The organism is Micromonospora sp. WMMD708, from assembly GCF_049315245.1.
GTDB classification, from domain to species: Bacteria; Actinomycetota; Actinomycetes; order Mycobacteriales; family Micromonosporaceae; genus Micromonospora; species Micromonospora wenchangensis.
Genome location: NZ_CP186060.1, coordinates 3,296,302 through 3,321,898, shown reverse-complemented (window position 1 = coordinate 3,321,898; position 25,597 = coordinate 3,296,302). Strand labels below are relative to the sequence as shown.

At 71.9% G+C, this 25,597-nt stretch carries 14 protein-coding genes; 5 read left to right on the top strand and 9 right to left on the bottom strand.

Features of this window, described 5'->3' with window-relative positions:
- Positions 1-34: 34 nt before the first annotated feature.
- Together ACN260_RS14615 and ACN260_RS14610 are read right to left on the bottom strand one after the other, a co-directional pair.
- A complete protein-coding gene (locus ACN260_RS14615) occupies positions 35-1,630 on the bottom strand; it encodes an arabinofuranosidase catalytic domain-containing protein (protein ID WP_422756484.1) in 1,596 nt (531 codons plus the stop codon).
- Positions 1,631-1,828: 198 nt separating this feature from the next.
- On the bottom strand, positions 1,829-3,661 hold the full coding sequence (locus ACN260_RS14610; RefSeq protein WP_422756483.1) for an RICIN domain-containing protein: 1,833 nt from the start codon (positions 3,659-3,661) through the stop codon (positions 1,829-1,831).
- Positions 3,662-3,988: 327 nt separating this feature from the next.
- On the opposite strand from ACN260_RS14610, the gene ACN260_RS14605 reads away from it, so the two are divergent.
- Positions 3,989-5,707, top strand: coding sequence for an amylo-alpha-1,6-glucosidase (locus ACN260_RS14605; RefSeq protein ID WP_422756482.1), 1,719 nt, complete (start codon positions 3,989-3,991; stop codon positions 5,705-5,707).
- A gap of 18 nt (positions 5,708-5,725) precedes the next feature.
- On the opposite strand, the gene ACN260_RS14600 is transcribed toward ACN260_RS14605, so the two are convergent.
- On the bottom strand, positions 5,726-6,739 hold the full coding sequence (locus ACN260_RS14600) for a LacI family DNA-binding transcriptional regulator (protein WP_422756481.1): 1,014 nt from the start codon (positions 6,737-6,739) through the stop codon (positions 5,726-5,728).
- Between the two features lie 439 nt (positions 6,740-7,178).
- Here ACN260_RS14600 and ACN260_RS14595 point away from each other — a divergent pair, with 439 nt between their 5' ends.
- Together ACN260_RS14595 and ACN260_RS14590 are read left to right on the top strand one after the other, a co-directional pair.
- Positions 7,179-7,706: an RICIN domain-containing protein gene (locus ACN260_RS14595; protein WP_422756480.1), complete on the top strand. Its 528-nt coding sequence runs from the start codon at positions 7,179-7,181 to the stop codon at positions 7,704-7,706.
- 70 nt (positions 7,707-7,776) lie between these two features.
- Positions 7,777-10,086, top strand: a complete 2,310-nt coding sequence (locus ACN260_RS14590; RefSeq protein ID WP_422756479.1) for an ATP-binding protein — start codon at positions 7,777-7,779, stop codon at positions 10,084-10,086.
- Here ACN260_RS14590 and ACN260_RS14585 read toward each other — a convergent pair.
- The gene (locus tag ACN260_RS14585; protein WP_422756478.1) at positions 10,032-11,159 is read right to left on the bottom strand and encodes a helix-turn-helix domain-containing protein; all 1,128 of its coding nucleotides are present in this window, start codon (positions 11,157-11,159) and stop codon (positions 10,032-10,034) included. The genes ACN260_RS14590 and ACN260_RS14585 overlap by 55 nt on opposite strands.
- A gap of 164 nt (positions 11,160-11,323) precedes the next feature.
- Entirely contained in the window at positions 11,324-12,793 is a 1,470-nt protein-coding gene (locus ACN260_RS14580; protein ID WP_422756477.1) for an RICIN domain-containing protein, read from the bottom strand.
- A gap of 483 nt (positions 12,794-13,276) precedes the next feature.
- On the opposite strand from ACN260_RS14580, the gene ACN260_RS14575 reads away from it, so the two are divergent.
- On the top strand, positions 13,277-14,164 hold the full coding sequence (locus ACN260_RS14575) for a hypothetical protein (RefSeq protein WP_422756476.1): 888 nt from the start codon (positions 13,277-13,279) through the stop codon (positions 14,162-14,164).
- A 69-nt stretch (positions 14,165-14,233) separates the two neighbouring features.
- Here ACN260_RS14575 and ACN260_RS14570 read toward each other — a convergent pair whose 3' ends face one another.
- From ACN260_RS14570 to ACN260_RS14560, 3 genes are all read right to left on the bottom strand, one after another.
- Positions 14,234-15,793, bottom strand: coding sequence for a class I SAM-dependent methyltransferase (locus ACN260_RS14570; RefSeq protein ID WP_422756475.1), 1,560 nt, complete (start codon positions 15,791-15,793; stop codon positions 14,234-14,236).
- Between the two features lie 98 nt (positions 15,794-15,891).
- Entirely contained in the window at positions 15,892-18,711 is a 2,820-nt protein-coding gene (locus tag ACN260_RS14565) for a M14 family zinc carboxypeptidase (RefSeq protein WP_422756474.1), read from the bottom strand.
- 274 nt (positions 18,712-18,985) lie between these two features.
- A complete protein-coding gene (locus tag ACN260_RS14560) occupies positions 18,986-20,491 on the bottom strand; it encodes a phosphoesterase (RefSeq protein ID WP_422756473.1) in 1,506 nt (501 codons plus the stop codon).
- A 488-nt stretch (positions 20,492-20,979) separates the two neighbouring features.
- Between ACN260_RS14560 and ACN260_RS14555 the strand changes: the two genes are divergently transcribed.
- Positions 20,980-22,617: a hypothetical protein gene (locus ACN260_RS14555; RefSeq protein ID WP_422756472.1), complete on the top strand. Its 1,638-nt coding sequence runs from the start codon at positions 20,980-20,982 to the stop codon at positions 22,615-22,617.
- Between the two features lie 142 nt (positions 22,618-22,759).
- Here the strand turns inward: ACN260_RS14555 and ACN260_RS14550 are convergent, their stop codons facing one another.
- A complete protein-coding gene (locus tag ACN260_RS14550) occupies positions 22,760-25,579 on the bottom strand; it encodes a hypothetical protein (protein WP_422756717.1) in 2,820 nt (939 codons plus the stop codon).
- Positions 25,580-25,597 lie beyond the last annotated feature (18 nt).

The window sequence follows — 25,597 nt, the reverse complement described above, 5'->3', positions numbered from 1 at the left end:
GACGGTGACCGGCGCGGCGACGACCTGTGGTCGGTCAGCGGTAGCCGGCGGCGGTGATGTTGGCCTGCACCGCGTTCTCGGTGGCGTCCGACGGGTAGCCGGCGACCATCGCCCCCTCGTAGAAGGTGCCGGCGCTGAGGTTCGCGCCGCCGTCGGGCTTGCAGCAGTCCCCGCCGCTACCCAGGATGATCGCGCCCTGCTTCTTCATCGGGCTGTAGCCGGGCGGCAGCGACCCGTCGTAGAGGGTGTAGAGGCTGCCGGACTGCGCGTTGCTGCCCTTGATGGCGAACCGTGAGGTGCCGTTGTTCTTCAGGGTGGCGGTGACGAACTTGTGCGGGAACGCCCGCTGGTTGGGGTTCCACGAGCTGCTGCCCCCGGGGAACAGCCCCCACTCCAGGTCGGCCTGCACCCACGGGCCGGAGCCGGAGCAGCCGCCGAACCAGCACTGGGTGCTGAAGTTGATCGCGTCCATCGCACCGGCGGCGTCGGCCTTGCGGGTGGTCTCGCTGTTGCCGTAGTCGAAGCAGCAGCCGTTGTTGACGTGGGTGCCGCTGGTGACCATGTACATGCCCTCGGGCGCGGCGCCGGTCGGCACCCCGGTCAGGTGACCGTCACGCCAGTAGCTGTTGCCCGGGTTGATGTAGAGCGAGTACGCCTTCGCACCGCCCACGGTCAGCGACTCCGACGTCGCGACCGCCGGCCGGCTCTGCGGCGACCCGGGCACCACGCTGGAGCCCTGGTACCACAGGTCGTTGCCGCGACCGGACTGGTCGAACACGACGGTCACCACGCAGGTGGTGCCGGCGCAGAACGAGTCCTGGGTGGCGGCGTTGGCGGTGCCGCCGGTGCCGGTCAGCCCGATGTTGCGGGTGGTGTTGTCCGAGGAACGGCGTACCTGGTAGAGGTTGCCGGTGTAGGCGGCGTAGAGCGCCCGGGTGGTGCTGTGCGCCGCCACGCACGGGGTGCCACCGGCGGCGTAGATGTCGCACGGCAGGGCCCCGGCGGGTGGGGGAGTTGTCGGCGGCGGCGTGGTCGGCGGGGTGGTGGTGGGCGGGGTGGCCGGTGAGGTCCACTGCTGGTTGGCCTGACCGTTGCAGGTCCACAGCAGGATCTTGGTGCCGTTGGCGGTGCCGTTGCCGTTCGCGTCGAGGCACAGGCCGGACTGCACGCCGGTGATGGTGCCGTTGGCGTTGACGTTCCACTGCTGGTTGGTCTGGCCGTTGCAGTCCCAGATGATCGCCGCCGTGCCGGCGGTGGTGCCCCGGCCGGAGGCGTCCAGGCACTTGTTGCCGTAGACCGTGAGCTGGCGGCTGGCCGTCCAGGTCCAGGTCTGGTTGGCCCCGCCCTGGCAGTCCCACAGTTGGGTCTGGACGCCGTTGGTGGTGCTGGAGTTGGGGACCTCGAGGCAGCGCCCGGAGGCGGTGCCGACGATCCGGGTACTCTGCCCCGGCTCGATGGCGGCCAGCGCCGGCGCGGCGGCCTCGGCGGCGGGGGAGGTGACGCCGGGGGCGGCCCCGGCGATGACGAGGAGGCCGGCCAGCGCGCCGACCAGCAGGGTCAGCCGGTGCGGGCGGCGGCGCGGGATGGGGTCGTGGACCTGTCCTGGTCCGGTCGGGGACGGGGTTCGCACGAAGCGGCTCCTTGGTTCGTCGGCGGCGCGCGGGGCGGATCCGCCTACGGTGGTGGTGGCGAATCGGTTCGGACCCTTTCAGGATCACGGACAAAGTGACATCAATCAATGCCTGGGGGTGGTTCGTCCCGGCTGCCTCCGCCGGCCGGCGCGGGGTCGGGCACCGGCCGCCCGGCACCCGACCCGCGCGGGGTGGGCCTACCGGCCCCAGACGCGCCACGTCTGGTTCAGCGGGCTGCTCTGGCCGACCGGCTTGCAGGTCCACTGCAGGATCCGCGCCTGGGGGGCGGTGGAGACCCCGTTGACGTCGACACACTTGTTGCTGTGCCGGGCGACGAGCTGGTAGTCGTGCGGGTCGTTGCCCCCGTAGGTAACCCGGCGCAGGGTGAACTGCTGGCTGGGGCTGTTCTGGCAGGTCCACTGCTGCACGGCCGCGCCGTCGGCGGTGGACGCCCCGCTGACGGCCAGGCACCTGCCGCTCTGCTGGTTGACGACCGTGTACGTGTCGGCCACCCCGGCGACCGGACGGAAGTTCCACAGCTGCTGGTCGCCGCCCTCGCAGGGGAACTGCTGCTGGGGGTTGCCGTCGGCGGTGCCCAGGCCGGTGTTGTCCAGGCACTGCTGGGAGTGCTGGGCCACCGCCACCGACGTGAAGCCGGTGTCCGTGGGTGGCAGCACGGTGACGGTGTACGTGTCGTTCTGGTTGCCGTACGGCAGGGTCACCGAGGCGGCGTTGTTGGTCAGCGTGACCACGGTGTTCGACACCGTGACCGGGCCCTGCACCGCGCCGCCGTTGTTGTACGGGATGCGCTGGGTGAGCACCCGCACCTGGTTGTTCTGCACGATCCCGCTGGTGGCGTCCAGCCGTTGCAGGTTGACGGTCAGGTTGCCGGTGGTCCGACCGCCACCCACCAGGACCTTGGCCACACCGGTCGTCCTGGTGGCGAAGGCGTCGTAGGACGGGCTGGGGGTCACCGCGGCGATCTGCCCGGTCTGCGCGGCGTAGTAGCGGTAGACCCACCATTCGCCCTTGGGCTGGTGCTGGCCGGTCGAGTTGCGTACCAGCAGGTTACCCAGGTCGTTGTGCAGGTTGCCGGCGCTGGCCCAGTTGGCCCGCAGGCCGTCCGCGCGGGCCCGCTCCAGTCGGGCGATGTACCAGGCGCCGTCCGCCGGGTTCTGCTCGTTGGACGCGCCGTACTCGTTGATCTGGTACGGACGGGGGTGGGCGATGCCGCGCGGGTCGAGGGTGGCGTTGGCGGCGGCGACGTTGGCGACCGGGTCGCCGGGCAGCGAGTGCCAGCTGACGATGTCCGGCACCGTGTTGGTGGAGCGGACGAAGTCCAGGTACTGGTTCCAGAAGGCGTGGTTGGTCGACGGCACGCAGGCGCAGCTCGGCCCGACGATGAGCTGGTCGGGGAACTCGGCGCGCAGTCGCTGGTAGGTGCGCCGCCACAGTTCGAGGTACTGGGAGATCGGGCGGTTCCAGAAGATGGTGATGTTGGGTTCGTTCCAGATGTCCCACTGCACCCTCAGCCCGGCCGCCCGGACGTCGCCGATGAGCCGGGTCAGGAAGTTGTCGTAGTCGGTCCAGTTGCCGTTGTCGCCGGGAAAGCGGGAGATCCCCGCGCCGTCCGCGCCCCACAGGTCGTGCGGCAGGATGATGAACTGGCCGCCCAGGGCGGCGGTACGCCGGGCCTGGGCGAGCGTGGAGTTCCACCGGCGGTCGTAGTTTCCGCCGACCCAACCGCTGCCCGGCAGCTGCGCGCCCCCCGCCCGCATGTACTGGAACTTGACGTCCCGGTAGAAGTGGTCGGCCGGGCCGCTGGCGTTCTCGGTCATGCCGTAGATCCAGCCAGAGGCCCGGTAGGTCGGCGTGCCGTCGGTGGCGGAGAAGTTGACGCTGATCGACTCGTCGGCGGCCCGGGCCGGGGTGGCGGCGACGGCGGTGGCGGCGATGGCGAGCAGGCCGACGGCGATCCGGGTGGTGATCGCGCGGGCTCGTCCGGACCGGCGGTGGGACGGGGTGTTCACGGCGGCTCCTTGTGGGGCGTGGGGACGCTCTCCGGGAGGGCTTCGCATGCGAATCGATTCGCAAGTGATCGTAGGTAGGAATGATGAAGGATGTCAATATAATGACGGTCCGGTGAAGGGGATGTTTCCGCAGTTGATCCGCCTTCCGGTCGCCCAGGTGTCCTTGCTGGCCCGGACCGGCAGGGGGGCTCCTTGACCACTGGGCGCGGGCGGACCTATCTTCGTGCGAATCGATTCGAGGTTCCGGTTCCGTCGTCCCGCCACGGGTGGCCCGACGTGGCACCGTCGGAGGCTGACCACCCGTACCACGAAAGGGCGTCACCCGACATGACCGTCGCACCGTCCGGCCCGGAGTTCTCCCTCCAGGACGTCCCGTTCAGCTACCGCGGTTCCTGGTTCGACATCTCCCCGGTGGTGGCCGAGAAGACGTACGCCGACGACCTGCACCTGGTCTCCCACCAGACCGGCATGCACCCGGTGCTGCGCCTGGCCCCGCACGCCGACGCCACGGTCGTCGCCACCCCCGCACTGCTCACCTGGCGCGACCGCGACGGCCGGATCGAGGTCGGCTACCAGGGGCCGGACACCCTCCGGCTGCGGGGTCGGGGCCTCGGCCTGCGGATCGCCGCGGCCGCGGGCACCCTCACCCCGTTCAGCGGCACCTACCTCTACCGCGACCCGGTCGACGGCTCGGCCGTGTTCACCTCCTACGAGACGGGCCGCCGCTACCGGGTGACCGGGCTGTCCGCGCCGCTGCACGACGTCGTGGGCGTCGAGGCGCTCGGCGTCGCCGACCGGTGGCTGGACCTCCCCGCCGACCGGCCCTGGGAGGTCGCGATCGAGGAGTACGCCACCGCCCGGCCCCCCTACCGGCCGACCTGCACCTTCGACGAGATGTGCCGCGAGCGCAGCGCCGAGTTCGCCGCCTTCGTCGAGGCGGTCGCCCCCTGGCGCGACGTCGACACCCCCGCCGCCGAGCTGGCCGCGTACGTGCTGTGGTCGGCCACGGTCGAGCCGGGCGGTTTCGTCACCCGACCGGCCGTGCTGATGTCCAAGCACTGGATGGACAAGGTGTGGAGCTGGGACCACTGCTTCAACGCGATCGCCCTGGCCGCCGGCGAACCCGACCTGGCCTGGCACCAGTTCCACCTCCCGTTCGACCACCAGGACGACGCCGGCGCCCTGCCCGACTCGGTCACCCACTCCGAGGTGCTGCACAACTTCGTCAAGCCCCCCGTGCACGGCTGGGCCCTGGGCCGGCTGCGCCGCCGGCTGCCCACCCCGCCGGACCGGGCGGCGCTGGCCCGGACGTACGACCGGCTGGCCCGGTGGACCCGGTTCTGGCTGGACGCACGCCGCGCCCCCGGCAGTGACCTGCCCCACTACCAGCACGGCAACGACAGCGGCTGGGACAACGCCACCACCTTCGACGACGGCCGGGTCCTGGAGACCGCCGACCTCGCCGCCCTCCTGGTCGGCCAACTGCGCTGCCTGGCCGACCTCGCCACCGAGCTGGGCGGGCCCGCCGCCGGGTGGTCGGCCGAGGCCGACCGGGTCCGTACCGCCCTGCTGCGCGATCTGTGGGACGGCGAACGCTTCACCGCCCGCAGCCCGCACACCGGGCGACGCCGGGCCAGCCGCAGCCTGCTCGACCTGATGCCCGTCGTCCTCGGCGACGAACTGCCCACCCCGGTCGCCGGTGCGCTGGCCCGGGGCGTCGCGGCCCACCTGACCACCCACGGGCTGGCCACCGAACCGACCGACTCGCCGCACTACCTCGCCGACGGCTACTGGCGGGGCCCCATCTGGGCACCCTCCACCGTGCTGGTCGAGGACGGGCTGCGCCGGGCCGGGCACACCGCGCTGGCCGACGAGATCAGCAGGCGGTTCCTGGCCCTGTGCGAGAGGTCCGGGTTCGCCGAGAACTTCGACGCCGAGACCGGTGCGGGACTGCGCGACCGGGCGTACACCTGGACGGCCAGCAGTTACCTCGTGCTCGCCGCAGCCCGGCAGGAACGCCGGAACACACCGGTCGCCGGGTCGTGACCGCCGGCCCGACCCGGGTCAGTTAGACCGGGCCGGGCCGGTGCTGGACCGCAGCGAGATCGGCGGGGCGTGGAGCCGGTGCCGGGGCGTGCCGCCGGGCGCGGCGATCAGCTCCAGCAGCAGCTCCACCGCCTCGGCCCCCATCTGGCGCATCGGCACGTCCGCTGCGGTCAGCGGCGGGTGGAAGTCCTCGGCCCAGTGCCGGGCGGCGACCCCGGTGACGGAGAAGTCGCCCGGCACCGACAGACCCGCGGCGTCCAACGCCCGCCGCATCCCGGGCAACGCCGCCTCGTTGAGGGTGGCCACCGCCGTGACCTGCGGGTGGTTCGCGAGCAGTTGCGCCACGCACGCCTCGCCCGAGGCGGTGTCGTCACCGCAGCAGACGTCGACACCGGTCAGGCCCCGCTCGGCGACGGCCGCCCGGAACCCGGCCAGGGCGCGGTGGCTCGGGCCGTAACCCGCCGCGACCAGCTCGGCGGACCGGTTCACCAGGGCCACCTGGCGGTGTCCCAGGTCGGCCAGGTGGTGCACGCAGCGGGAGATCAACGTCGCGTAGTCGACGTCGATCCAGCTCATCCCGTGCGGTTCGGCCGTCCGGCCGATCGTCACGAACGGCACGCCCGCCGTCGCCAGCCGGGTCACCCGGTGGTCGGTCAGCCGGATCTCCATCAGCACCACCCCGTCCACCCGCCGTCCGGTGACGATCCGCTCGAACGACCGGTCGTGGTCGCCGCCGGACGGCGACAGCAACACGTCCAGGTCGTGCCGGGCGGCCGCTTCGACGACGCTGGCGACGAAACCGAGCTGCATGTCGGTCAGGCGCTGGCTGGCCGGCGGGATGACCAGCCCGAGGGTGCGGGTACGCCCCTCCTTCAACGCGCGGGCGCTGGCGTTCGGCCGGTAGCCCAGCTCGTCGATGACCGCCTGGATCCGTTGCCGGGTCGTCGCCGACACCGCCCGCTTCCCACTCAACACGTAGGACACGGTGCTGCGGGACACTCCGGCCCGCCGGGCGATCTCCCCGATGTTCATTTCCGCCCTCAACGCCGAATTCCGGCAGCGACGCGGGAATGCGCCGTGCTTGCGAGGAGCATAACGGTTCCGCAATTCGCGGCGGGCGCGGCGACAGTTCCGACACGTGCCGTAACCAATCCCGTGATACCGATGGTCGTGGCCGCCGAGGTCGGCCGGCCCGCGCCGGTCGAAAGGCGGTGCAATATCCGGCGCGAAAAACTGACGTGAATGGTCTGACGTCTGACGGCGCACCAGCGGTGGCCGACAAATCGTCCGTACTCGGTGGCAGTTCCCGGTCGGGCCCGGTGACGTCACGAAAGGGTGACCGTAGCGGTGGGTGGATCGGTGACGACGCCGCTTCTTGCCTGCCGTTCTGCCTGGCTCCCGTCGGCAGACGTCGGTGTAATCGGGACAGCCGCACGGGCGGCGGGTCCCACCGACGACAGGAGGAACAGGCATGACGGTCAGGATGGGCGGCATGACGTGGCGCGGGGTTCTCGCGCGACTGGCCGCGACGATGATGCTGGTCGCGGGGGCGGCGGTGGCGTCCGCCTCCCCGGCGGCGGCGGCCTACGAGTTCACCGGCCAGTTCCAGAACTTCGCCACCGGGATGTGCCTGGACAGCAACAGTGTCGGAGCGATCTACACCCTGCCGTGCCAGGCCGGCAACAACTGGCAGACGTGGACCGTCACCTCGGCGGGCAAGGCCCCGTCGGGATACGACCGGGTGACCATCCGCAACCGGCAGACGGGCCGGTGTATCGAGATGTGGGAGTACGGCGGCCCGCAACAGCACGCCTACCCGTGCACCGGCAGCCTGAAACAGCTGATCGAGGGCTACGGTCCGAACTGGAACCAGGTGTCGCTGCGGCTCAACTACTTCGACACCCGCTACATCTGCGTCGACACCCACGGCAGCGGGGAGGCGTACGCCCGGGCGTGCAACTACGGCGGATACCAGACGTGGCGGCTCAATGGTCGGTGATCGGACCGGTGCGAAAAGTCACTGATCGATGCCTGGCGTCGCGGGTGGTGTTTCTGTGAGGGTGTGCCCGGTGAAGCCGATACCGAGCGCACCCGGACGCCCGAGCACACCCGGACGCCCGTCGCTGGGTGCCGTCCTGCGTGGCTTCCGCGTGGCGGCGGGCCTGTCGATCGAGGCGCTCGCCGAGCGGTGCGGGGTCAGCGCCCGGGCGATCAGCGACATCGAACGCGACCGGGTCCGGCGTCCGCAACGGCGCACCCTGACCGTCCTGTTCGATGTCCTCGCCGTGCCGGACGACGAGCGCCACCGCCTGGTCGAGGCCACCTCCGCCCGGCCGGCCATGCCCGATCTGCCGCGCCACTTCAGCGGCCGGGCGACGGAGCTGCGTGCCCTGGGCGACATCGCCCGTCGTCCGCCGGGTGACCGGCAGCAGGCCACGGTGGTCGTCGTCACCGGGCCGGCCGGGGTGGGCAAGACCAGCCTCGTCCTGCGGGCCTCGGCCGACCTGGCCACGGAGTTCCCCGACGGCCGGTTCTTCGTCGACCTGCGCGGCATGGACGACGTCCCGACCACCCCCGGCGAGGCGCTGCACCGGTTGCTGCGGGCGCTCGGTGTGCCGGAACGGCGCATCCCCGCCGGCCGCGACGATCGGGCGACGGCGTACCGGTCGGCGTTGTGTGAGCGCCGGGCCCTGGTGGTGTGGGACAACGCCGCCGACGAGGCGCAGGCCAGACCGCTGCTTCCCGGGGCCGGACGCAGTCTCGTGCTGTTCACCAGCCGGCGACGACTCAGCGGTCTGGACACCGCACAGTGGCTGTCCCTGGAGCCGCTGCCGGCCGAGGACGCCACCGCGATGCTGCGGGCCATCGCCCGGCCCGTCGACGTCGACCCGGCCGGGCTCAGCGAGTTGGCCCGGCACTGCGGTCACATGCCCCTGGCGTTGCATGTCACCGGGCAACGGCTGTCGGCCGAGCCGGGCCTGTCCGTCGCGGAGCTCAACCGACGGTTCACCGGCGAGCAGGCCCGCCTACGGGTCATCGACGCCGACACCGCCGGCATCCACACCGCGCTGAGCCTGTCGTACCGGCGGCTCGGGGACGACCTGCGGCGGACCTTCCGGCGGTTGTCGCTGATGCCGGGTCCGGACTTCGGCCCGGACCCGGTCGCCGTGGTCACCGACGTCTCCGACGTCGACGCCGAGCAACAGCTGGAAGCCCTGGTGGAGAGCGGTCTGGTGGCGGCCGTGCCGGCGGACCGCTACGGGCTGCACGACCTGGTACGCGACTTCGCCGTCGACCGGCTGACGGCCGAGGAGCCGGACGCGGCCGGCCCGTTGCGGACGTCCTCGCTGCGCTGGTGGCTGGCGCGGACCACGGCGGCGGGGCGGCACTTCGAGCCGGACGGACCGCCGTCGCTGGCGGAGTTCGGGGATCGCGGGGCGGCGACCGCGTGGCTCGACGCCGAACGGCGCAACTGGTTCGTGGCGTTGCGGTCGGCCGCCGCCGAAGGGCTGCACGGGTCGGTGGTCGAGGCCGTCGACGCGCTGCACTGGTTCTCCGACAGCCGGGTCCACCTCGACCTGTGGCCGGAGGTCTTCCGGTTGTCCGCCGAGTCCGCCGCCCGGCTCGACGACCCCCGCACCGAGGCGGTCCATCTCAACTACCTGTCCTGGGCGCAGGCGATCTGCCAGCGCGAGTACGCCGCCAGCGTGGCCACCGCCACCCGGGCGCTGGACCGGGCGGTCCGTGCGGGCGACCCGGCCCAGCAGGGCTGGGCACTGCTCTACGCCGCCAGCGGTCACACCGGGTTGGGCGAGCACGCGGCGGCGCTGCGGCGGCGGCAACGGGCCTGGGTGCTGCTGCGCCGCGCCGCCGATCCGGAGGGCCTGCCGCAGGCGATGGCCTCGCTCGGCTCATCGCTGCTGGCCCTCGGCAGACCCGTCGAGGCACTGCGGGTGCACCAGCGGACGAGATGCCTGCTCCGCGATCCGCGCTATCCCATCGCGGCTTTCGCCCGCGCCGCCACCGACGCGTTGAACTGCCGGCGGATCGCCGACGATCTCGCCGCGCTCGACCGGTGGCCGGAGTGTGTCGCCGCCCTGCGGGAAGCGGTCGCGCGGTTGCGCGCCAACGCGATGCCGGCGTTGGAGGCCCTGGTGTCGGTGGAACTGGTCGAGGCGATGCGCCGCACGGGGGAGACCCGGGACGCCCCGGCGTACCTGAGGCGGGCGGTGGAGCTGGCCGACGACTGTGACGATCCGGATCTGGCGGGCCGGGCCGCGACGCTGTTGGCCGAACTCGCCCCCGACGGCGTCGACCCGGGTGGTCAGGTGCCGGCGGCGACGCGGGCGAAGGCGCGTACCAGCGGGTGTGGTTCGTAGCGGTGTCCGCGGCCGGTGGTGACCCAGCCCCGTTCGGCCAGGTCGAGGAAGCCCGCCTCGGCGGGGAGCGGGCCGGCCGGCCCGGTCAGCAGCCGGACGGCCCGGCGGGCCTGAACCGGCAGCCCCGCGTACGTGCGCTCGAACGCGTCGCGTACCGACAGGTCACCGGCGACCAGCGCGTCCAGGACCCGCTCCGGCCTTGCCAACCGGTCGACCAGCCACTGTGCGCTCCACTGCGGACGGGTCAGCAGCCGGTTCGCGGCCACCCGCAGGGCCAGCGGCAGGCCGCCGCAGCCGGCGGCGAGCGCGGCGACCGCGGGTGCGGGCGCGGTGCCGTCCACCATCGTGTCGAGGGCGGCCCGCGCGTCGGCCGCCGGCAGGGGCGGCACCAGCCGCCGGTCGGTCACCGCGAGGCCCGTCAGCGGGTGCCGGCCGGTGATCAGGGTGACACCGAGGGCATCGGGCGGCAGTAGCGGTCCGACCTGGTGGTCGTCGCGCACGTCGTCCAGCACGACCAGGATCCGCCGGCTGCGCAGCAGGTCCCGGTACGCCCCGATGGCCACCCGGTCGGGCCCGTGCGAGGACGCGTCGGACGGTGGCAGCAGCCGGCGTGCGATCGTCGCGGCGGTGGCGTCCGCGACCGGTCCGAGGAACCGCACCCCGTCGGGGAACCGCCCGGCGAGGTCGGTGGCAGCCTGTACCGCCAACGCCGTCTTGCCCGCACCGGGTAGGCCGATGAGCTGCACCGCGTGGCGGTGTTCCAGTCTGGTGGCCAGCCAGGTGAGGTCGTCGTGGCGGCCGGTGAAGTGTGTGGTCACCCCGGGCAGGCCGGTGACCCCGGCGACCTGTCCGCCGGCCGGGCGCAGTTGGCCGGCGTCCACCCCGTCCAGGCCGAGGGCCGCGCCGAGCGCCCGCAGGGTTCCGCGGTGTGGGCGACGGATCCGGTGCCGTTCGATCCCGCCGATCGTTCGTGGGCTCACCCCGGAGCGTACGGCGAGTTCGTCGATGGTCAGCCCGGCGGCCATCCGCAGTGACCGGAGCCGGTGAAGCTGCTCCTGCGTGTCTTCCCGCATCCCGTACCCCCGCCAGGACGACTGCTGTCCGGTCCAGTAGACGTCGCCGGGGCGCCACGTGGGGTGAGGGTATCGTCACACCTGGTTCCGGGGCTGGTGGGACGCGGGGTGGTGGCCGTCCGCCGTCCCGGCCTGCGGGAGGCGGGACGGCGGACGGGGTGCGCTCAGGCCGCGCGGACCCGCTGCCACTGCTGGTTGGCGCCGGTGCCGCAGGTGTACTGGATCACCCGGGCGCCGTCGGCGGTGGAGTAGCCGTTGACGTCGAGACACCTGCCGCTGTGCCGGGCGACGATCTGGACGTAGCCGGAGCCGGCGTCGCGGACCTGCCACTGCTGGTCGGTACGCCCCGACTGGCAGCCGAACTGCTGCACCGCGGCGCTGTCGGCGGTGGACCCGCCGGCCACGGTGAGGCACTTGTCGCTGTGCCGGGCGACGATCTGGACGTAGCCGGAGCCGGCGTCGCGGAGCTGCCACTGCTGGTTGGTGCCGCTGTTGCAGCCGTACTGGGCCACGGCGGCGGCGTCGGCGGTGGACCGGTCGAGCACGTCCAGGCACTTGCCGCTGTGCCGGGCGCGCAACGTGTCGAAGCTGTAGCCGCCGTCGACGCCGGAGACCACGCCGGTGGCGGTGTCGATGGTGAGCTGCGGGTACCAGTTCATGGTCAGCGAGGTTGCGGTGGGGAAGTTCAGCGGCAGCCAGACGTAGCGGGACTGGTTGACCGGGCCGCCCGTCGCGCCGGCCCAGCGGTCGCCGAGGTAGAGGTACGAGGTGGCGGCGCTGCCCTGCACCGGCAGCACGTACGCCGACTGGGAGTCGTAGGTGGTGCCGTCGGCGAAGTTCGTCGGGTTGGTCCAGGTGCCGCCGACGCTGCTGGCGGTGGCGTACCGGGCCTGGTTGGGCGACCAGCCGGTGGCCCCCGAGGTGACCAGGAAGTAGACCCCGTTGCGTTTGAACATCGCCGGGGCCTCCCGGTAGTTGTCCGGCCACAGCGTCCGCACCAGCGACGCGACCCCGGTGTAGTCGGCGGTCAGGCGGTAGATGTTCAGGTCGGCGTTGTTGCGGGTGGCCGAGATCAGGTACGCGGTGCCGTCGTCGTCGCGGAACACCGTCTGGTCCCGGGAGTCGTGGCCCAGCGGGCGGAAGCTGCCCAGGTAGCGGTAGTTGCCGTCGACCGTGCTGGAGGTGGCCACCGCGACCCGGGCCTGGTTGTAGTCGACGCCGTTCTCCCAGTGCATCCAGAGCACGTACTGGCCGGTGTTGGCGTTGTAGATCACCTTGGGGCGTTCGATGTTCGCCGTCGCCAGCTCGCCCGCCGAGGACTGGGTGAGCACGTTGTTGCGGAACTCCCAGGTGCGCAGGTCGGTGGAGCGGTAGACCGACACGTACCGGAAGGTGTTGTTGTCGTTGCGGTTCTCGCCGAACCAGTAGTAGTAGTCGCCCACCTTGATCATGCCGCCGCCGTGGGCGTGCACGCCGGCGCCGCTGGTGTCGGTGAACTGCGTGCCGTTGACCACGGTGACGGGTGCGGCCCGGGCGGCGGGGGCGGTGAGGGTCAGCGGGACGAGCACGGCCGCGCAGGCGGCGAGGGCGAGGATGATCCGGCGGAGGGTGGTGGGGTGGGGCGCGGCAGGCATGGGCCGCCTCCTCGTGCGGTGGACGTGGGGTGCCCGCCGGGACGGACGGGACCTTTTCGTGAGCCTCACGATAAGCCTACGCACCGACACATGCCCATACTTCAATGTGATGAACATCTATATATAGCGGGCGGGTAGGAGATTCGCGCCACGTTGCGGGTTGCAGGGGTCGTCGCGGTTGTCGAGATCGTCATGCATGATCTACGTCACATTGCGAACCCTTCTCGCACTGTCCGGAACGGAAGGCGCGATCCGGGCGGAATCCCTTTCCCGCACCCCACTTTTCGCTTCCGGAGCCACCCGGGGCGGGTCGGTGGGCGGCGGGACGGATCGCACTTCGCCACGGAAAGTAGTCGTACCCCGCCCGCCCGTGGTCGGCCGGGGTTCGTTGCCGTCCGACAACCAGCGCCTCGGTTTGTGCCGCTCACTACCCTGACCGATGATCCAGTGCCTGGGTACCGTCGACAGCGATAAGGGCTTCAGATGAGCAACAGTCACCCTCCGTACGGAGAACAGCCGGATCCGAACGTCACCCCGTGGAGCGGGCCGCCGGCACCGTCCGCCGGCTACCCGGCGTACGGCCAGCCTGGTCAGCCCCCGCAGTACGGTCAGGCCCCGCAGTTCGGCCAGGCCCCGCAGTTCGGTGTTCCCGTGCCGCCGCAGAAGTCGAACCGGGGCCTGGTCATCGGGCTCATCATCGGCGCGGTGGTCCTCATCCTCGCGCTCTGCGGCGCCGGCATCGGGCTCGCCCTGGTCGGCAACGACGACGAGCCCGACCCGACGCCGAGCGCGACCGCCGCCAACCCGGGGCCCGGCACGGACACCTCGTCCACCCCGCAGCCGTCCGAGCCGCCCACGGAGCAGCCGAACAACAACAACAACGCGGTGACCGCGCGCTACTCCAGCGACATGTCCGCGGTCTGCGACGGCAGCCCGATCCTCAACGCGGCCACCTACAGCGGCCCGGCCACCGCCAAGGCGTACGTCTTCTCGAACAACCCCGAGCGGCCGTCGTTCTGGTCGTCGAAGATCGTCGGCTCCGACAAGCGGTACTACGCCAAGTCGGCGGACTTCGCCACCGTCTCGGTCGTCGGCTGCATGTCGATGGTCCCGGGCAGCGAGGGCGCGCCCAAGAAGTGCGACTACAAGGCCAGCGACGGCAAGAACGTCAGCGTCTCCTACATCTCCTCGCGCTACCAGCTGACCTTCTACGCCGCGAAGACCGCGGAGAAGATCGGCGACGGCGGGATCGTCAACGCCCCGGCGACCCGGTGCCCCAGCTTCATCTCGTACAACAAGACGACGATGAAGGCGTACGCGGCCCCGGACAGCGGCACCATCGAGGCGGCGCTGGACAAGTTCCTGTCCTGACCGGCTCCTGACGGCGGTGCCGGGGGCGGGAGGATCCCTCCCGCCCCCGGCCTTCCGCCTCCCGCCGGATCAGGTGTTGACCGGCCGGCGGGCGACCAGCAGCACGTGCGTCACCGGCCAGTCCAGCGACGTTCCGTCCACCGTCGACAGCGCCGCGCTCGGCGCGAGCCGGTGGGTGACGATCCAGTCGTTGCGGTACGGGCCGCTGGCCGGGTCCACCTCGAACCCCACGTCGGCCAGCAGGGACTTCCAGTCGGCCCACTCCAGCCCGCAGAACTCCTCCTGGGTCTCCGACAACCAGTTGTCGGTGTAGTCCTTGCGGGTGAGGAAGTCCATCGCCGCGCCGAGCGGCAGCTCGACCACCGCGCCGGTGCCGTCGTCGACCGGGCGGAACCCGAACGGGAACCGGTAGTCGACGGCGAACTGGTCCAGCCGGGCCCGGGTGGACAGCCCGGCGAGGTACGCGGCCACCCGGTCGGCCGGCAGCGACGCCAGATCCTCGCGGGGCCCGGCCGGGTTCGCCCCGTCGGTGGTCGACAGCCGTAGCCGCACCGTCCGGTCCCGGCCGTCCGGCCCGCAGACGTCGCTGTTGATCCACACCCCGCCGGGTACCGTGTGGTCGTAGATGGCCTGCACGAACCGGCGCAGCGACGCCATCCGGTCGCCGTAGGACCAGATCTCGTGGGTCAGCGCGAAGGTCATCGTGGTGTCCACCGAGCGGGGGGCGAACACCGCCCCGCCGAGCACGTTGCGCCGGTAGAAGAACACGTTCGGGTTGCTGAACACCCCCTGCGCCTTCTTGTGTACGCACTCCTCGTACAGGTGCCGGGCCACCTCGACCCCGATCAGGTCGCTCTCCCGCAGCGCCGGCTCCCGGTCGGCCAACTCCAGCACCGCGCCCGCGCCGCAGCCGACGTCGACGATCCGGCCGGGCCGCACGTGCTCGCGTACCGCCGCCCACTTGCGCTGCGCCGCGTCGGCGAACGCCTCGGCGTACGTCCGGTAGTCGCGGGTGGCGGTCAGCCCGCCCTCGTCGCCGACCACCGGATCGTTGACCACCGACCGGACCAGGTCGTCGAGCCGGTAGCGGGCGTAGACGTCGAGGGTCGCCGGGTGGGCCAGCTCCCGCCACGACGGGTCGTCGGCGGCCAGCCGCAGCAGCACGTCCCAGGGCCGGGCCGGGGCCGGGTCGACGTCGGCCTCCACCCCGGCGATCGGGAACCCCAGCCTTGCGTACATGGCGGCGACCTGCGGCGTCGAGCAGGCGACCACCGTGTTCGCCGGGTTCAGCTCCAGCCCGGCGGTGGCCGCCACGTTTTTGAGCGTCACCTCGGCGAACCGGTCGGTCTCGGCGGTGTCGAAGACCGGCACCACCACCGACCGCAGCCCGGCCAGCACGCTGAACCGTTCGATCGCCGCCTCCCGCCGGTGGTAGGGGACCGGGTTGCGGCGGGTGTTCTCGTGGTTGGCCGAGGTGACCGCCCACACCACGGTCACCCCGTCGTCACCGGTGGCCCGGTCGCCGTCCGGGGTGTCGTGGTGACCGGCGGTGGCGAGCCGGTGCAGATAGTCGGCCTGGAACCGGGTCAGCAGGTGATGTCGGCCGGGAAACAGCAGGTAGCGGGGCATGCGATGTTCCTAGCCGACGCGTCCTGCCCGGCGTCGCGCGGGGGTGCCGGGACGGTCGGGGGCGGACACCGCACGGTGCCCGCCCCGACCGGCCGGGATCAGCCCACCAGCGAGCGCAGCGGAACCTGCTCGGCCCGCAGGGTCCGTACCAGGTCACCCAGGAACGGGTGCTCGTCGATCTGGAGACCCGCCGGGTTGGGGATCACCAGGTACGCGGAGCCGTCGGCCACCGTGACCCGCGCGGTGTCGGTGAACCGCTGCACGACCGCCTCGGTGCGGGCCAGGTCACCGGCGGCCACCTGGAGGGTGAACGGACGCCACTGTCCGCCCAGGTTCTCCGCGACCGGCGCGGCCGCCGCGGCGGCGCGGGCCGGGTCGACCGGGACCGGCGACGCGGTCCGGGCCGCCGTGCCGCCGGCCGGGTACAGCAGCGCGTTGGCCACCAGGTGCAGGCCACTCTCGTTGTACGCCCGGAACAGCGGGTTGAACGCGAACAGCACCGCCCGTCCGGCACCGGTCGGCTCGTCCACCACCGCGACCGTGCCCTTGAGCGCGTCACCCTGCACCGTGTAGCCGTTGGCCCAGAAGGTGTCCCCGCTCGGGTAGCGCAGCACGTTGCGGCCGGTGCTGCTCGGGGTGAGGATCGGGTCGTTGTTGTTGAACTCGAAGTCCTCAGCCGGCCGCCCCAGCCCGACCGGGCTGTCCGGGTCCACGTCGACCCGCAGGTGCGAGCCGATCACCGTGTAGCCGGTCGGCTTCGGCTTCTCGGTGGTCGAGGTGAGACCGGCGGCGCGGGCCATCCGGGTGCCCTCGTTGCGCAGGCCCAGGTAGGTGTGCCCCTGGGCGATCCAGGCCCGCAGGTTGGCCTGCCCGGTCGCGGTCAGCCCGCCTGTCGCGTTGCTGCCGTCCGGCACCAGCAGCACCGTGCGGCCCGTGAAGGCGGGGGTGTTGTCGTTGATGTCGGCGGTGGTGACCGGGGTGAGGTCCAGGCCCCACCGCTTACCCAGCACGTACCGGGCCTCGCCGTGCGAGCCGGAGGTGGTGGAGATGCCGGCGCCCTGGAACAGGCCGACGTCCGGCCGGCTGATCGGGGTGCCGACGGCCGCCGTGGTGTACGGGGTGAGCGTCACGCCCAGCTTCTTGGCCGTGGTGTTCAGCTCCGGCGTCAACGCGCCGGCCGGCATCCCCACCTGGCCGTCGTCGAGGTCCCGGACGAGCTGCACGCCCTGCCCCAGCAGGGTGAAGGTGAACTCGGCCGCGGCGGCGGAGTCCAGCTCGTAGGTGTAGGAGCCCTTCAGCGGCGGCGCGGCCAGGATCTTGCCGCCACCGGTGTTCTGGATCTTGTCGATCAGCTCCGCGTTGGGTTTGACGTCCGCGCCGGTGTAGACGGCGTTCACACCCATCAGCAGCGGGTTGCTCCATGACGACACGTCGTAGAAGTACGGGAACGGCGTGTACGGGTCCTCACCCATGATCGCCTGGATCCAGTGCTTCTGCGGCTGGTTCATCGGGATCCAGTACGACCCGACCGGAACGGTCAGGTTGGTCGCGGAACGGCCGCCGAAGAGCTTGGCGGTGGGCAGCTTGACGGCCTTGCGCACCTGGTAGACCTCGACGTCCATCCGGCGTAGCCGCTCGACGAGCTGGCGGGCGTCGGCGAGCTGCCGGTCGGGCAGCAGGAAGTACGACCGGATGGTCTGCGCCGGCACCGGGAACTGCACGGTGTTGGTCGGCTGGACCACCTCGTTGGGCTCCAACGTGCCGGCCCGGCCCTGGGCGAGGGCGTCCTTCCAGACCTTGTACCAGCCGTTCAGCACCTCACCCTTGTGCGCCGCCGCCCACCCGAGGGTCGACCACTGGGTGTGGAACTGCTGCTGCACCCGGTCGGCCACCGCCGACGAACTGCCCTTCTCGAACGTCATGCCGGCGGCCCCGAAGCCGGCGGCCGGCACCGTATCGCCGTACCCCATGAAGAACAGGTCGTAGGTGGAGTAGTTGAAGTAGCACTCGGTGGTCACCGCGCCACCGCACGCGCCGTTGTAACCGAAGCCGGCCTTGTTGGCCTCGCCGATCCGGTTGATCCAGTCGACCGCCTCGCCGGAGATCTCGTGGTGGATCGGGTCGGCGTTGGGCGGGAAGAAGTACTGCCGGCCGCCCATCTCGTGCGCGTCGATGAAGACCTGCGGCGGGTACCTGCGCATCAGTTCGAGCTTGCCGTCGGTCTCCTGCTGGGTCCGGGCGAACCAGTCCCGGTTCATGTCGAAGCCGTACTCGTTCTGCCGGCGGCTGGCGTCGCGGCCGTCCGGGTTCTGCGTCGGCACGATGATGGTGACCAGGTTGTCGTTGCGCTGCTGGACCTCGCACGACAGCCCGGCGGCCAGCTCGTACAGCGTCTTGAGGGCGGCGTCGGTGCCGCTCTTCTCGCCGCCGTGCACGTTGGCGGTGACCCAGACGATCGCCGGGGCCGCCCCGGCGATCTCGCCGGCCTGCTGCTGGTTGACCGTCCGGGGGTCGCGCAGCGAACGGACGTCCTCGGCGATGCCCTTGAGTACGGCCGGACGCACGTTGCGCTCGTTGGACACGATCGCGTACGGCAGCGGCTGGCCGAGCACGCTGGTGCCCATGACGCCCGTGACGACCCGCTTCGAGGCGGTGTCCACGGCGTCGAGGTAGCCCCGCACCTCCTCGTTGGTGACCACCCGTTCCTGGCCGGTGCCGAGCGGGAAGCCGAGGAAGCTCTCCGGGCTGGGTACCGAGGCCAACCGGTCGGTGGGATCGGTGCTGCAGGTCGCCGGGGGTGCGGCGGAGGCGGACGGGCCGACCACCAGGGGGGTGATCCCGGCCAGGAGGACGATGGCGGTGGCGCTGGCCAACCGCTTGCGGGAAAGCGATGCGGAGCGGATTATCGGCGTTCGCATGAGGCGTTTCGTTTCCCTTCCCGGGAAATGAATCAAGGGTGCCCGGAGCGTATGACCTGCGCTTTCGGGTGGTCAAGATTCACAACCGGGGACCGGTACGCGATTCGCCAATTCCCCCACACCCGCTCGAACGCGGGCGTTTGCTGGCGAGTCGGCGTCCACCCTGGACGCTCGTCCGCCCGTGGAGACTCCCGCCGTACGCCGGATCATATTCAACGTCGTCGACCGGGTGGTGGCGGTCCCGGCCCGCCGGCGGCGGGCCGGGACCGGGCGGTCAGCGCACCCGGACGAACACCGGGTTGGAGTAGAACCACAGGTCGCTCCACGGGCTCTCCAGCCCGTCGGCCAGCGGCTCCGCCTCGTCGGTGCTGGTGCCGCGCACCCGCAGGTAGCTGTCGGTCCCGACGTCGCGCAGGGTGTGCCGGATGACGTACTGCGCGCCCTGCTGCCGCCAGTCACGGGGGCCGAACCGGGCCACCACGGCGGTGGTCGGGTTGGTGTCGGCGTCCCGGTCGACGCTCGGGCCGGTCACCCGGCCGACGATCAGGTCGACCCGGCGGACCTGCGGGCGGTCGCCGTTGGCGTTCGTGCCGGCCGGCGGCCGGAACCGGATCACGACGTCCACGTCGGTACGGTCGCGGCGGCTGACGGTGACGGTCTCACCCGAGCCGGCCGAGTGTCCCTGGCTGCTTGCGGTGACGTCGAGGCGGCTGATCAGGTCACCGGTGGTGACGAAGATCCGCCCGTGGCGCAGGCCGTCCATGATGTCGTGGTACTCCTGCCGGGCCAGCACGTAGGTCTTGCTGTACTCACCCGGCCAGAAGTCGGTGCCGCCCCGGGTCCAGTGCACGTGCGAGTCGGACGTCGCGGTGATCCACCAGCGTCGCCCCTCGCCGAGCAGCGCGTCCCACAGCCCGCCGACCCGGGCGGTCGCCTGGTCGTAGCCGCCGTAGGTGGGGTGGTTGCCGTAGCCGCCGCGGGCGCTGCCGTTGAGTGGGCCCGCCTGGTGGCCCGGGGCGCCCTCGAAGCCGACGTACACGTCCGGGGCCGCGTCGTTGCCGTTGCGGAACTCGTGCGGGAGGTCCTGCCCGTACACCCCGAGCCCGGTCGCCGAGCGAGAGGTGTGGTGGGCGATCACCAGCGGCTTGTGCGGCATGTTCCGCGCCACCCGGAGGAACTCCACCATCTTGGCCTCGGTGTCGCGGCCCGGGTCGGCCGGGAACGGGTCCCGCTTGGCGAACCGGCTCTCCAGCTCGAAGAGCTGCTTCGCCTCGTCGGCGTGCCGGGGGATCATCAGGGTGTGGTGGTCCATCGCCGGGGCGTCGAACTCCATGCCCCAGAACTGCAACACCTCGGGCACCAGCCGGCGGGACCGCAGCAGATCGGGGTACGCCTGCTCCAGGTTCACCTTGGAGTGCGTCGGTCCACCGTGGTCGGTGCACATGGCCCAGGTCAGCCCGAAGTTCTTCGCCATGATCGCGTTGGTGACGATCGGGTAGACCGCGTCGGCGCCCTTGCGGAACGTCGGCGGGTTCGTCGAGGTGTCGAAGTCCCCGCTGTACTCGGAGTGGATGTGGTGGTCGCCGGCCCGCCAGATCCGGTCATCGGCCCGACCTGCGCCGGCCGTCGCCTGATCCTGCCGGTCCGGATCGGCGTGGGCCGCCTCGACGCCCACGAACGGGCCGGCGGCGGCGAGCGTCGCGCCGACGCCCGCGTACTTCACCAGTTGGCGGCGTGACAGGTGACCGCCTGTGGCGTCCTCGGAATCCCTGTGCTGCACTGCGGAGCCCTCCACGTGATCCGGGTGTCGACGTGATCCGGGTGTCGACCGTGTCGGTGACGAAGCCTCCGCAAGGCGGGTGAACGGCCGCTGCACGGCGCGCGGGGTGGGAGTGAACGACGGCCGGCCAGCGTCGCCGCGGCACCGCCCCGGGTCGCCTCCCATCGGTGGGATATCCGTGCGAATGCATATCCCGCTCATTGGCGAGAACGCAAATTCATTGACCATTTGCTATGCCGCAACTAGTATTCGGTGCGCAGAAGGTCAACGGGGAACGGTCGCGGTATCCATATCGAACGACTTTCCGGTGGCGCCGCCCGGCCGATTCGTCAAGCTCCTGGCGAAAACATTCCCCACCACCTATTCCACGACCTGACCCCGGGAAACGGGGGCGGGTCGTCGTGCCGCGTGCGCGGGGGTCACCGGGAGGTGGCATCGACTCCCGGCGCGCACCGGGAAGACCGACCACGCCGAGAGGAACCCACTCCATGCGCGCTGACCCGATCCGCCGCCGCCCCCCGGGCACGGCACTGCCCCTGCTCGCCGCGGTGGCCGCGATCGTCCTGCTCCTCGCGGGGACCCCGAGCCACCTCGCCGGTGTCCACCTCGCCGCCGCGGTGGACATCACCGACACCCCCGGCACGATCACCGACCAGTGGTCCACCACCGGCGACGAGGGCATCGAGAAGGTCATCGACAACACGCCCTACCGCAAGTACTTCACCTACAGCGGTGCCGGCTGGATCCAGTTCGAGGCGACCACGGCGGCCGTGGTGACCAGCTACGCCGTCACCTCCGCCAACGACTGGCCCGACCGCGACCCGCGCAGCTGGGTCTTCGAGGCCTCCACCACCGGCAGTAGCTGGACACCGCTGGACACCCGGAGCAACCAGACCTTCATCACCGGCTTCCACCGCAACACCTACTCGTTCAGCAACACCACCGCCTACCGGTACTACCGGCTGCGGGTGACCGCCACCAACGGGTCGGTCAACATGCAGATCGGTGAGTGGCAGATCTACGGGACCACCACCGCCACCACCCCGGCGCCGGCCGCGCCCACCGGCCTGGTCGCCACCGCCGCCGCCGACCAGATCCGGCTCACCTGGACCGACAACACCCGGTGGGAGACGGCCTACCGGCTGGAACGCTCCACCAACGGCACCACCTGGAGCACCGCGTACGTGCTGCCGGCCAGCACCACGAAGTTCCACAACCTGAAACTGCCGGCGGGCACCCACTACTACTACCGGCTCCGCGCCGAGGGGGCGGCCGGCAACTCCGGCTACGCCACCGCCGACACCACCACCCTCAGCGCCACCCCGGCCACCACCTGGACCGAGACCTGGCACGCCCCCAACGAGACGCTCACCCGCTACTACTACGACGCCAACGTGGCCGTCTACCGCGATCCGGGACTGGCCTCGACCGACCTGACCTGGGTGAAGGACTACGCCAAACAGATCTGGGAGTACGTCCAGGCCAACTACGGCAACCTCAGCGGCCAGCGGCTGTACGAGGTGCTGCACGACGACGCCGGATCGGGCGGGTTCGCGCTGAGCCAGTTCGACCCCAACACGGCATTCCGCGACGTCAACGACATGAGCGGCGGCGGCTGGGGAAACACCGACCTCAACGAGGACGTCATCTCCCACGAGATGAACCACACCGTCGAGTTCACCGCGTTCGGCGTGAACGGCTCACCCGCGTACGGCATCTGGGGCGACAGCAAGTGGGCCGAGATCTTCCAGTACGACTGCTACGTCGGCACCGGCCGGACCGCCGACGCCACCCGGTGGAAGAACGCGAAGCTGCTCACCTCGGACAACTTCCCCGTGGCCAACACGTACTGGTTCCGGGACTGGTTCTACCCGATCTACCAGAACTACGGCGGCAAGGTCGTGCTCAACAAGTTCTTCCAGTTGCTGTCCCAGCACTTCCACCAGTTCGACGGCGTCTACGCGCGGGACCTCAACTGGGGTGAGTTCGTGCACTTCTGGAGCGGCGCGGCCGGCGTGAGCCTCAAGCCGTTGGCCACCACCGCGTTCGGCGGCTGGCCCGCCGACTGGCAGGCGCAGTTCGTCCAGGCCCAGGCCGACTACCCGGGCGTGACGTACACCCCGTGACCCGGCCCTGAGCAACCATTCCGGCGTTCCGGCGCCGACCCCCCGGCCGGGGGTGCCGCCACCACACCCGCGGTGGCGGCACCCCCGGCCGGCGACCGGCGGTCGTGCCGGGCCTCCATCCGCCCGACGCGACCGCCGGCCCTCAACCGAGTAGCAGCGACACCGCCTCCACCGTGTCCGGATGGGTGAGCAGCAGCGTCGCCGCCGCCGACTCCGCCGGGGCATCGACCGGCTCCGACCAGCCGCCCCCGCAGCCCAGCAGCCCGGCGACCGCGTCCACCGCCACCGGATGCGCCGCGAGCAGGCCGTGCACCTGCCCCGTCGGCGCGTCCGGCCGGGCGGTCGGGGCGGCCCCGGACGGCGGCCCCGACCAGGGCGGCACCCAGGCGTCCAGCTCGGACAGCGTCCCCGGGAAGGTGCGCGCGGCCTCCCGCACCAGCAGCGGCACCAGCTCCGGGCCGTGCTCGCGCAGGGTGGTGATCAGCGTGGGCAGCCAGGGCAGCAGCACCGGGTCGGGCAACCGGGCGAACGCGGTGGACATCGTCTCCACCACGAACGGCGCGAGCCCCGGCACCGGTTCCAGCGCGTGCACGAAACCGGAGAGGTACCTCGGGAACGCCGGCACCACCAGCGGGTTACCCAGCAGGTCGGCGCAGCGCTGCCGCAGCTCGGCCAGCGGCAGCAGGCCGAGCTGGTGCCGGGCCGCCCAGAGCAGGGCGACCTTCGCCGGGCTCTCCGGGTGCGACTGGGCCACCGCGAGTTCGAGCTGGGACCGGTCGCAGCCCAACGACAGCGCCAGGCTCTCCATGCTGAACAGGAAACCGAGCATCGCCCCGACCTGCCGGACCCCGGTCTCCTCCTCGACGAACGCGGTCGGCAGCAGGGTGCAGTAGTGCGCGTACCCGGTCGTCACGAACGCCTCGCACCAGGCGGGCAGGGTGGGCGCGGTGGCCCGGTGGTGGGCCAGCAACCGGCGGATCCGCCGCAGCACCTCCGGGGCGTCGTCCACCGTGCGCTCGGTGGACAGCAGCTCCACCGCACGGGTGCCCAACTCGTCGACCAGCCGGGGACTGTCCAGCAACCGGATGGCGTCCTCCACGGCCGCGAGCGCGCCTGCGGCGGTCGCGTCGGGGCCCCGGACCGCCCGCCGCAGGCGCTGCTCCAGCACCTGCTCGACGGTCACCCCCTCGTAGCCCAGCTCGATCAGCGCCCGCTGGTGCCGGCCCAACGCGAGGTCCCAGCTCTCCTGGATCGACCGGTGCCCCAACCGGCGCTCACCCATGATCGGGCGGACCGCGTCGGCGGGCAGCAGGTGCCGCAGCATCCACAGCAGATCCGAGCAACCGGCCAGCGCCGGGGTGGCGTGCAGGTCGAGCAGGGCCCGTTGGATGGTGCGTTTCTCCAGGTCCAGGCCGAGGGGTTGGAGCCGGTCGAGCACGTCGCGGGCCAGCGGGGGCAGGGCGTCGTAGCCGACCTGCCCGATCCGGTCCCCGCCGAGCAGGATCTCGCAGAGCCGCCGCACGTCTCGCCGCCCCGGCACGACGTCCTTCTCGATGCAGGTCACCGCCGCGTCGGCGAAGTCGTACGGGGTGGGCCGGGCCCGGTTGCGCAACCCGGCCAGCAGGATCGACGTCTCGAACACCGCGATCGCGTCGGCCGTGCTGGCCAGGTACCCGTTGCGGCGGGCCAACCGGACGATGTCCACGCACCAGCCGCGCAGCTCCGCCTCGTCCAGCCCGTCCAGCTCCGGTGGCGCGGCGAGGAAGCCGGTGAGCCGGTCGGCGACCGGACCGGCCGGCGTGGCGACCGGCGGGGCGGCCTTGCGCCTGCCCCGGCCGCCCTTGACGCCCCGTTGACCGTCGAGCCGGTACGGCGTCAGGCCCGACCGGCCGACCGCCCGCGTCCAGTTGGCGGCGGCGATCGACACCGACCCCGGTGCCAGCCCGAACTGCGCCTCGATGGCCGAGTGGCTGGACGGGATCAGCCCGTACCGCCAGCGGGTGCCGGTGCGGGGGGTGATCGCGAAGTCCGGGGCGGGGGAGTCCAGGCCGAACTGCTCGACCCGACTGGCGGCGTGGAACGCTCCGCACACGTAGAGACAGTCCGCCGGGTCGGCCCCGGACGCGGCGAGGTGCTCCCGCATCCGGGTCCACATGTAGCGCTCCCGGTCCTCGTCACGGTCGGTACGGTCCGACCCGGCCGGGCGCAGCCGGCGGAACAGGCTGCCGATCAGCACCATCACCTGCCGGTAGGTGTCGTGGTCGGCGTCGGCGAGGGGCCGTTCGACGTACTGGTCCCACCACTCCGACCAGTGCCGCACCTTGCCGTGGTGCAGCAGGTACGCCTCCAGCTCGGCGAACCGGGGCCGTAGGTCACCGATCTCCACGCCGACCGCGTCGCCGTGCAGGGCCGCCTGTTCCCCGGCCTCGCCACCCGCAGCCTCCGGCGCGGTGTCGGCCGGCGCGTCGGTGGCCGCTGCGGCGTCGCCGCGCGGTGACCACTGGAACACGTGGTCGGTGGAGCGGTCCACCAGCACCAGTTCCACCCCGGGCGTCTCCAGCGCGTACGCGATCGCCTGGTACTCGGCGGACGCCTCGGTGACCGGGGCGACGACGCTCAGCGGCCCCCACTCGGCGGGGAAACCGTCCAGCTCGGAGGCGAACGCCTGCACCGCCACCGGCAGCCGGCAGTTGCGCAGCTCGCCCAGGAGCGGCTGGAGATCCTCGCACAGCTCCAGGTAGATCACCTTGGGCTGCTTGTGCCGCAGCCGGCGGACCATCGCCAGCGCCGAGGCCGGCGAGTGGTGACAGACCGGGAAGATCTCCAACCGCTCGCCCAGCGCCCGGTCGACGTCGTCGACGATGCCGGCGAGGATGCCGGCCAGCGCGTCGGCCGAACCGGCGAACGTGGCCGCCGCGTCGGTGAGCTGCTCGCGCAGCGCCCCGAACGGCCCGGCGGTCACCCCGCCGGCGCCGTCGAC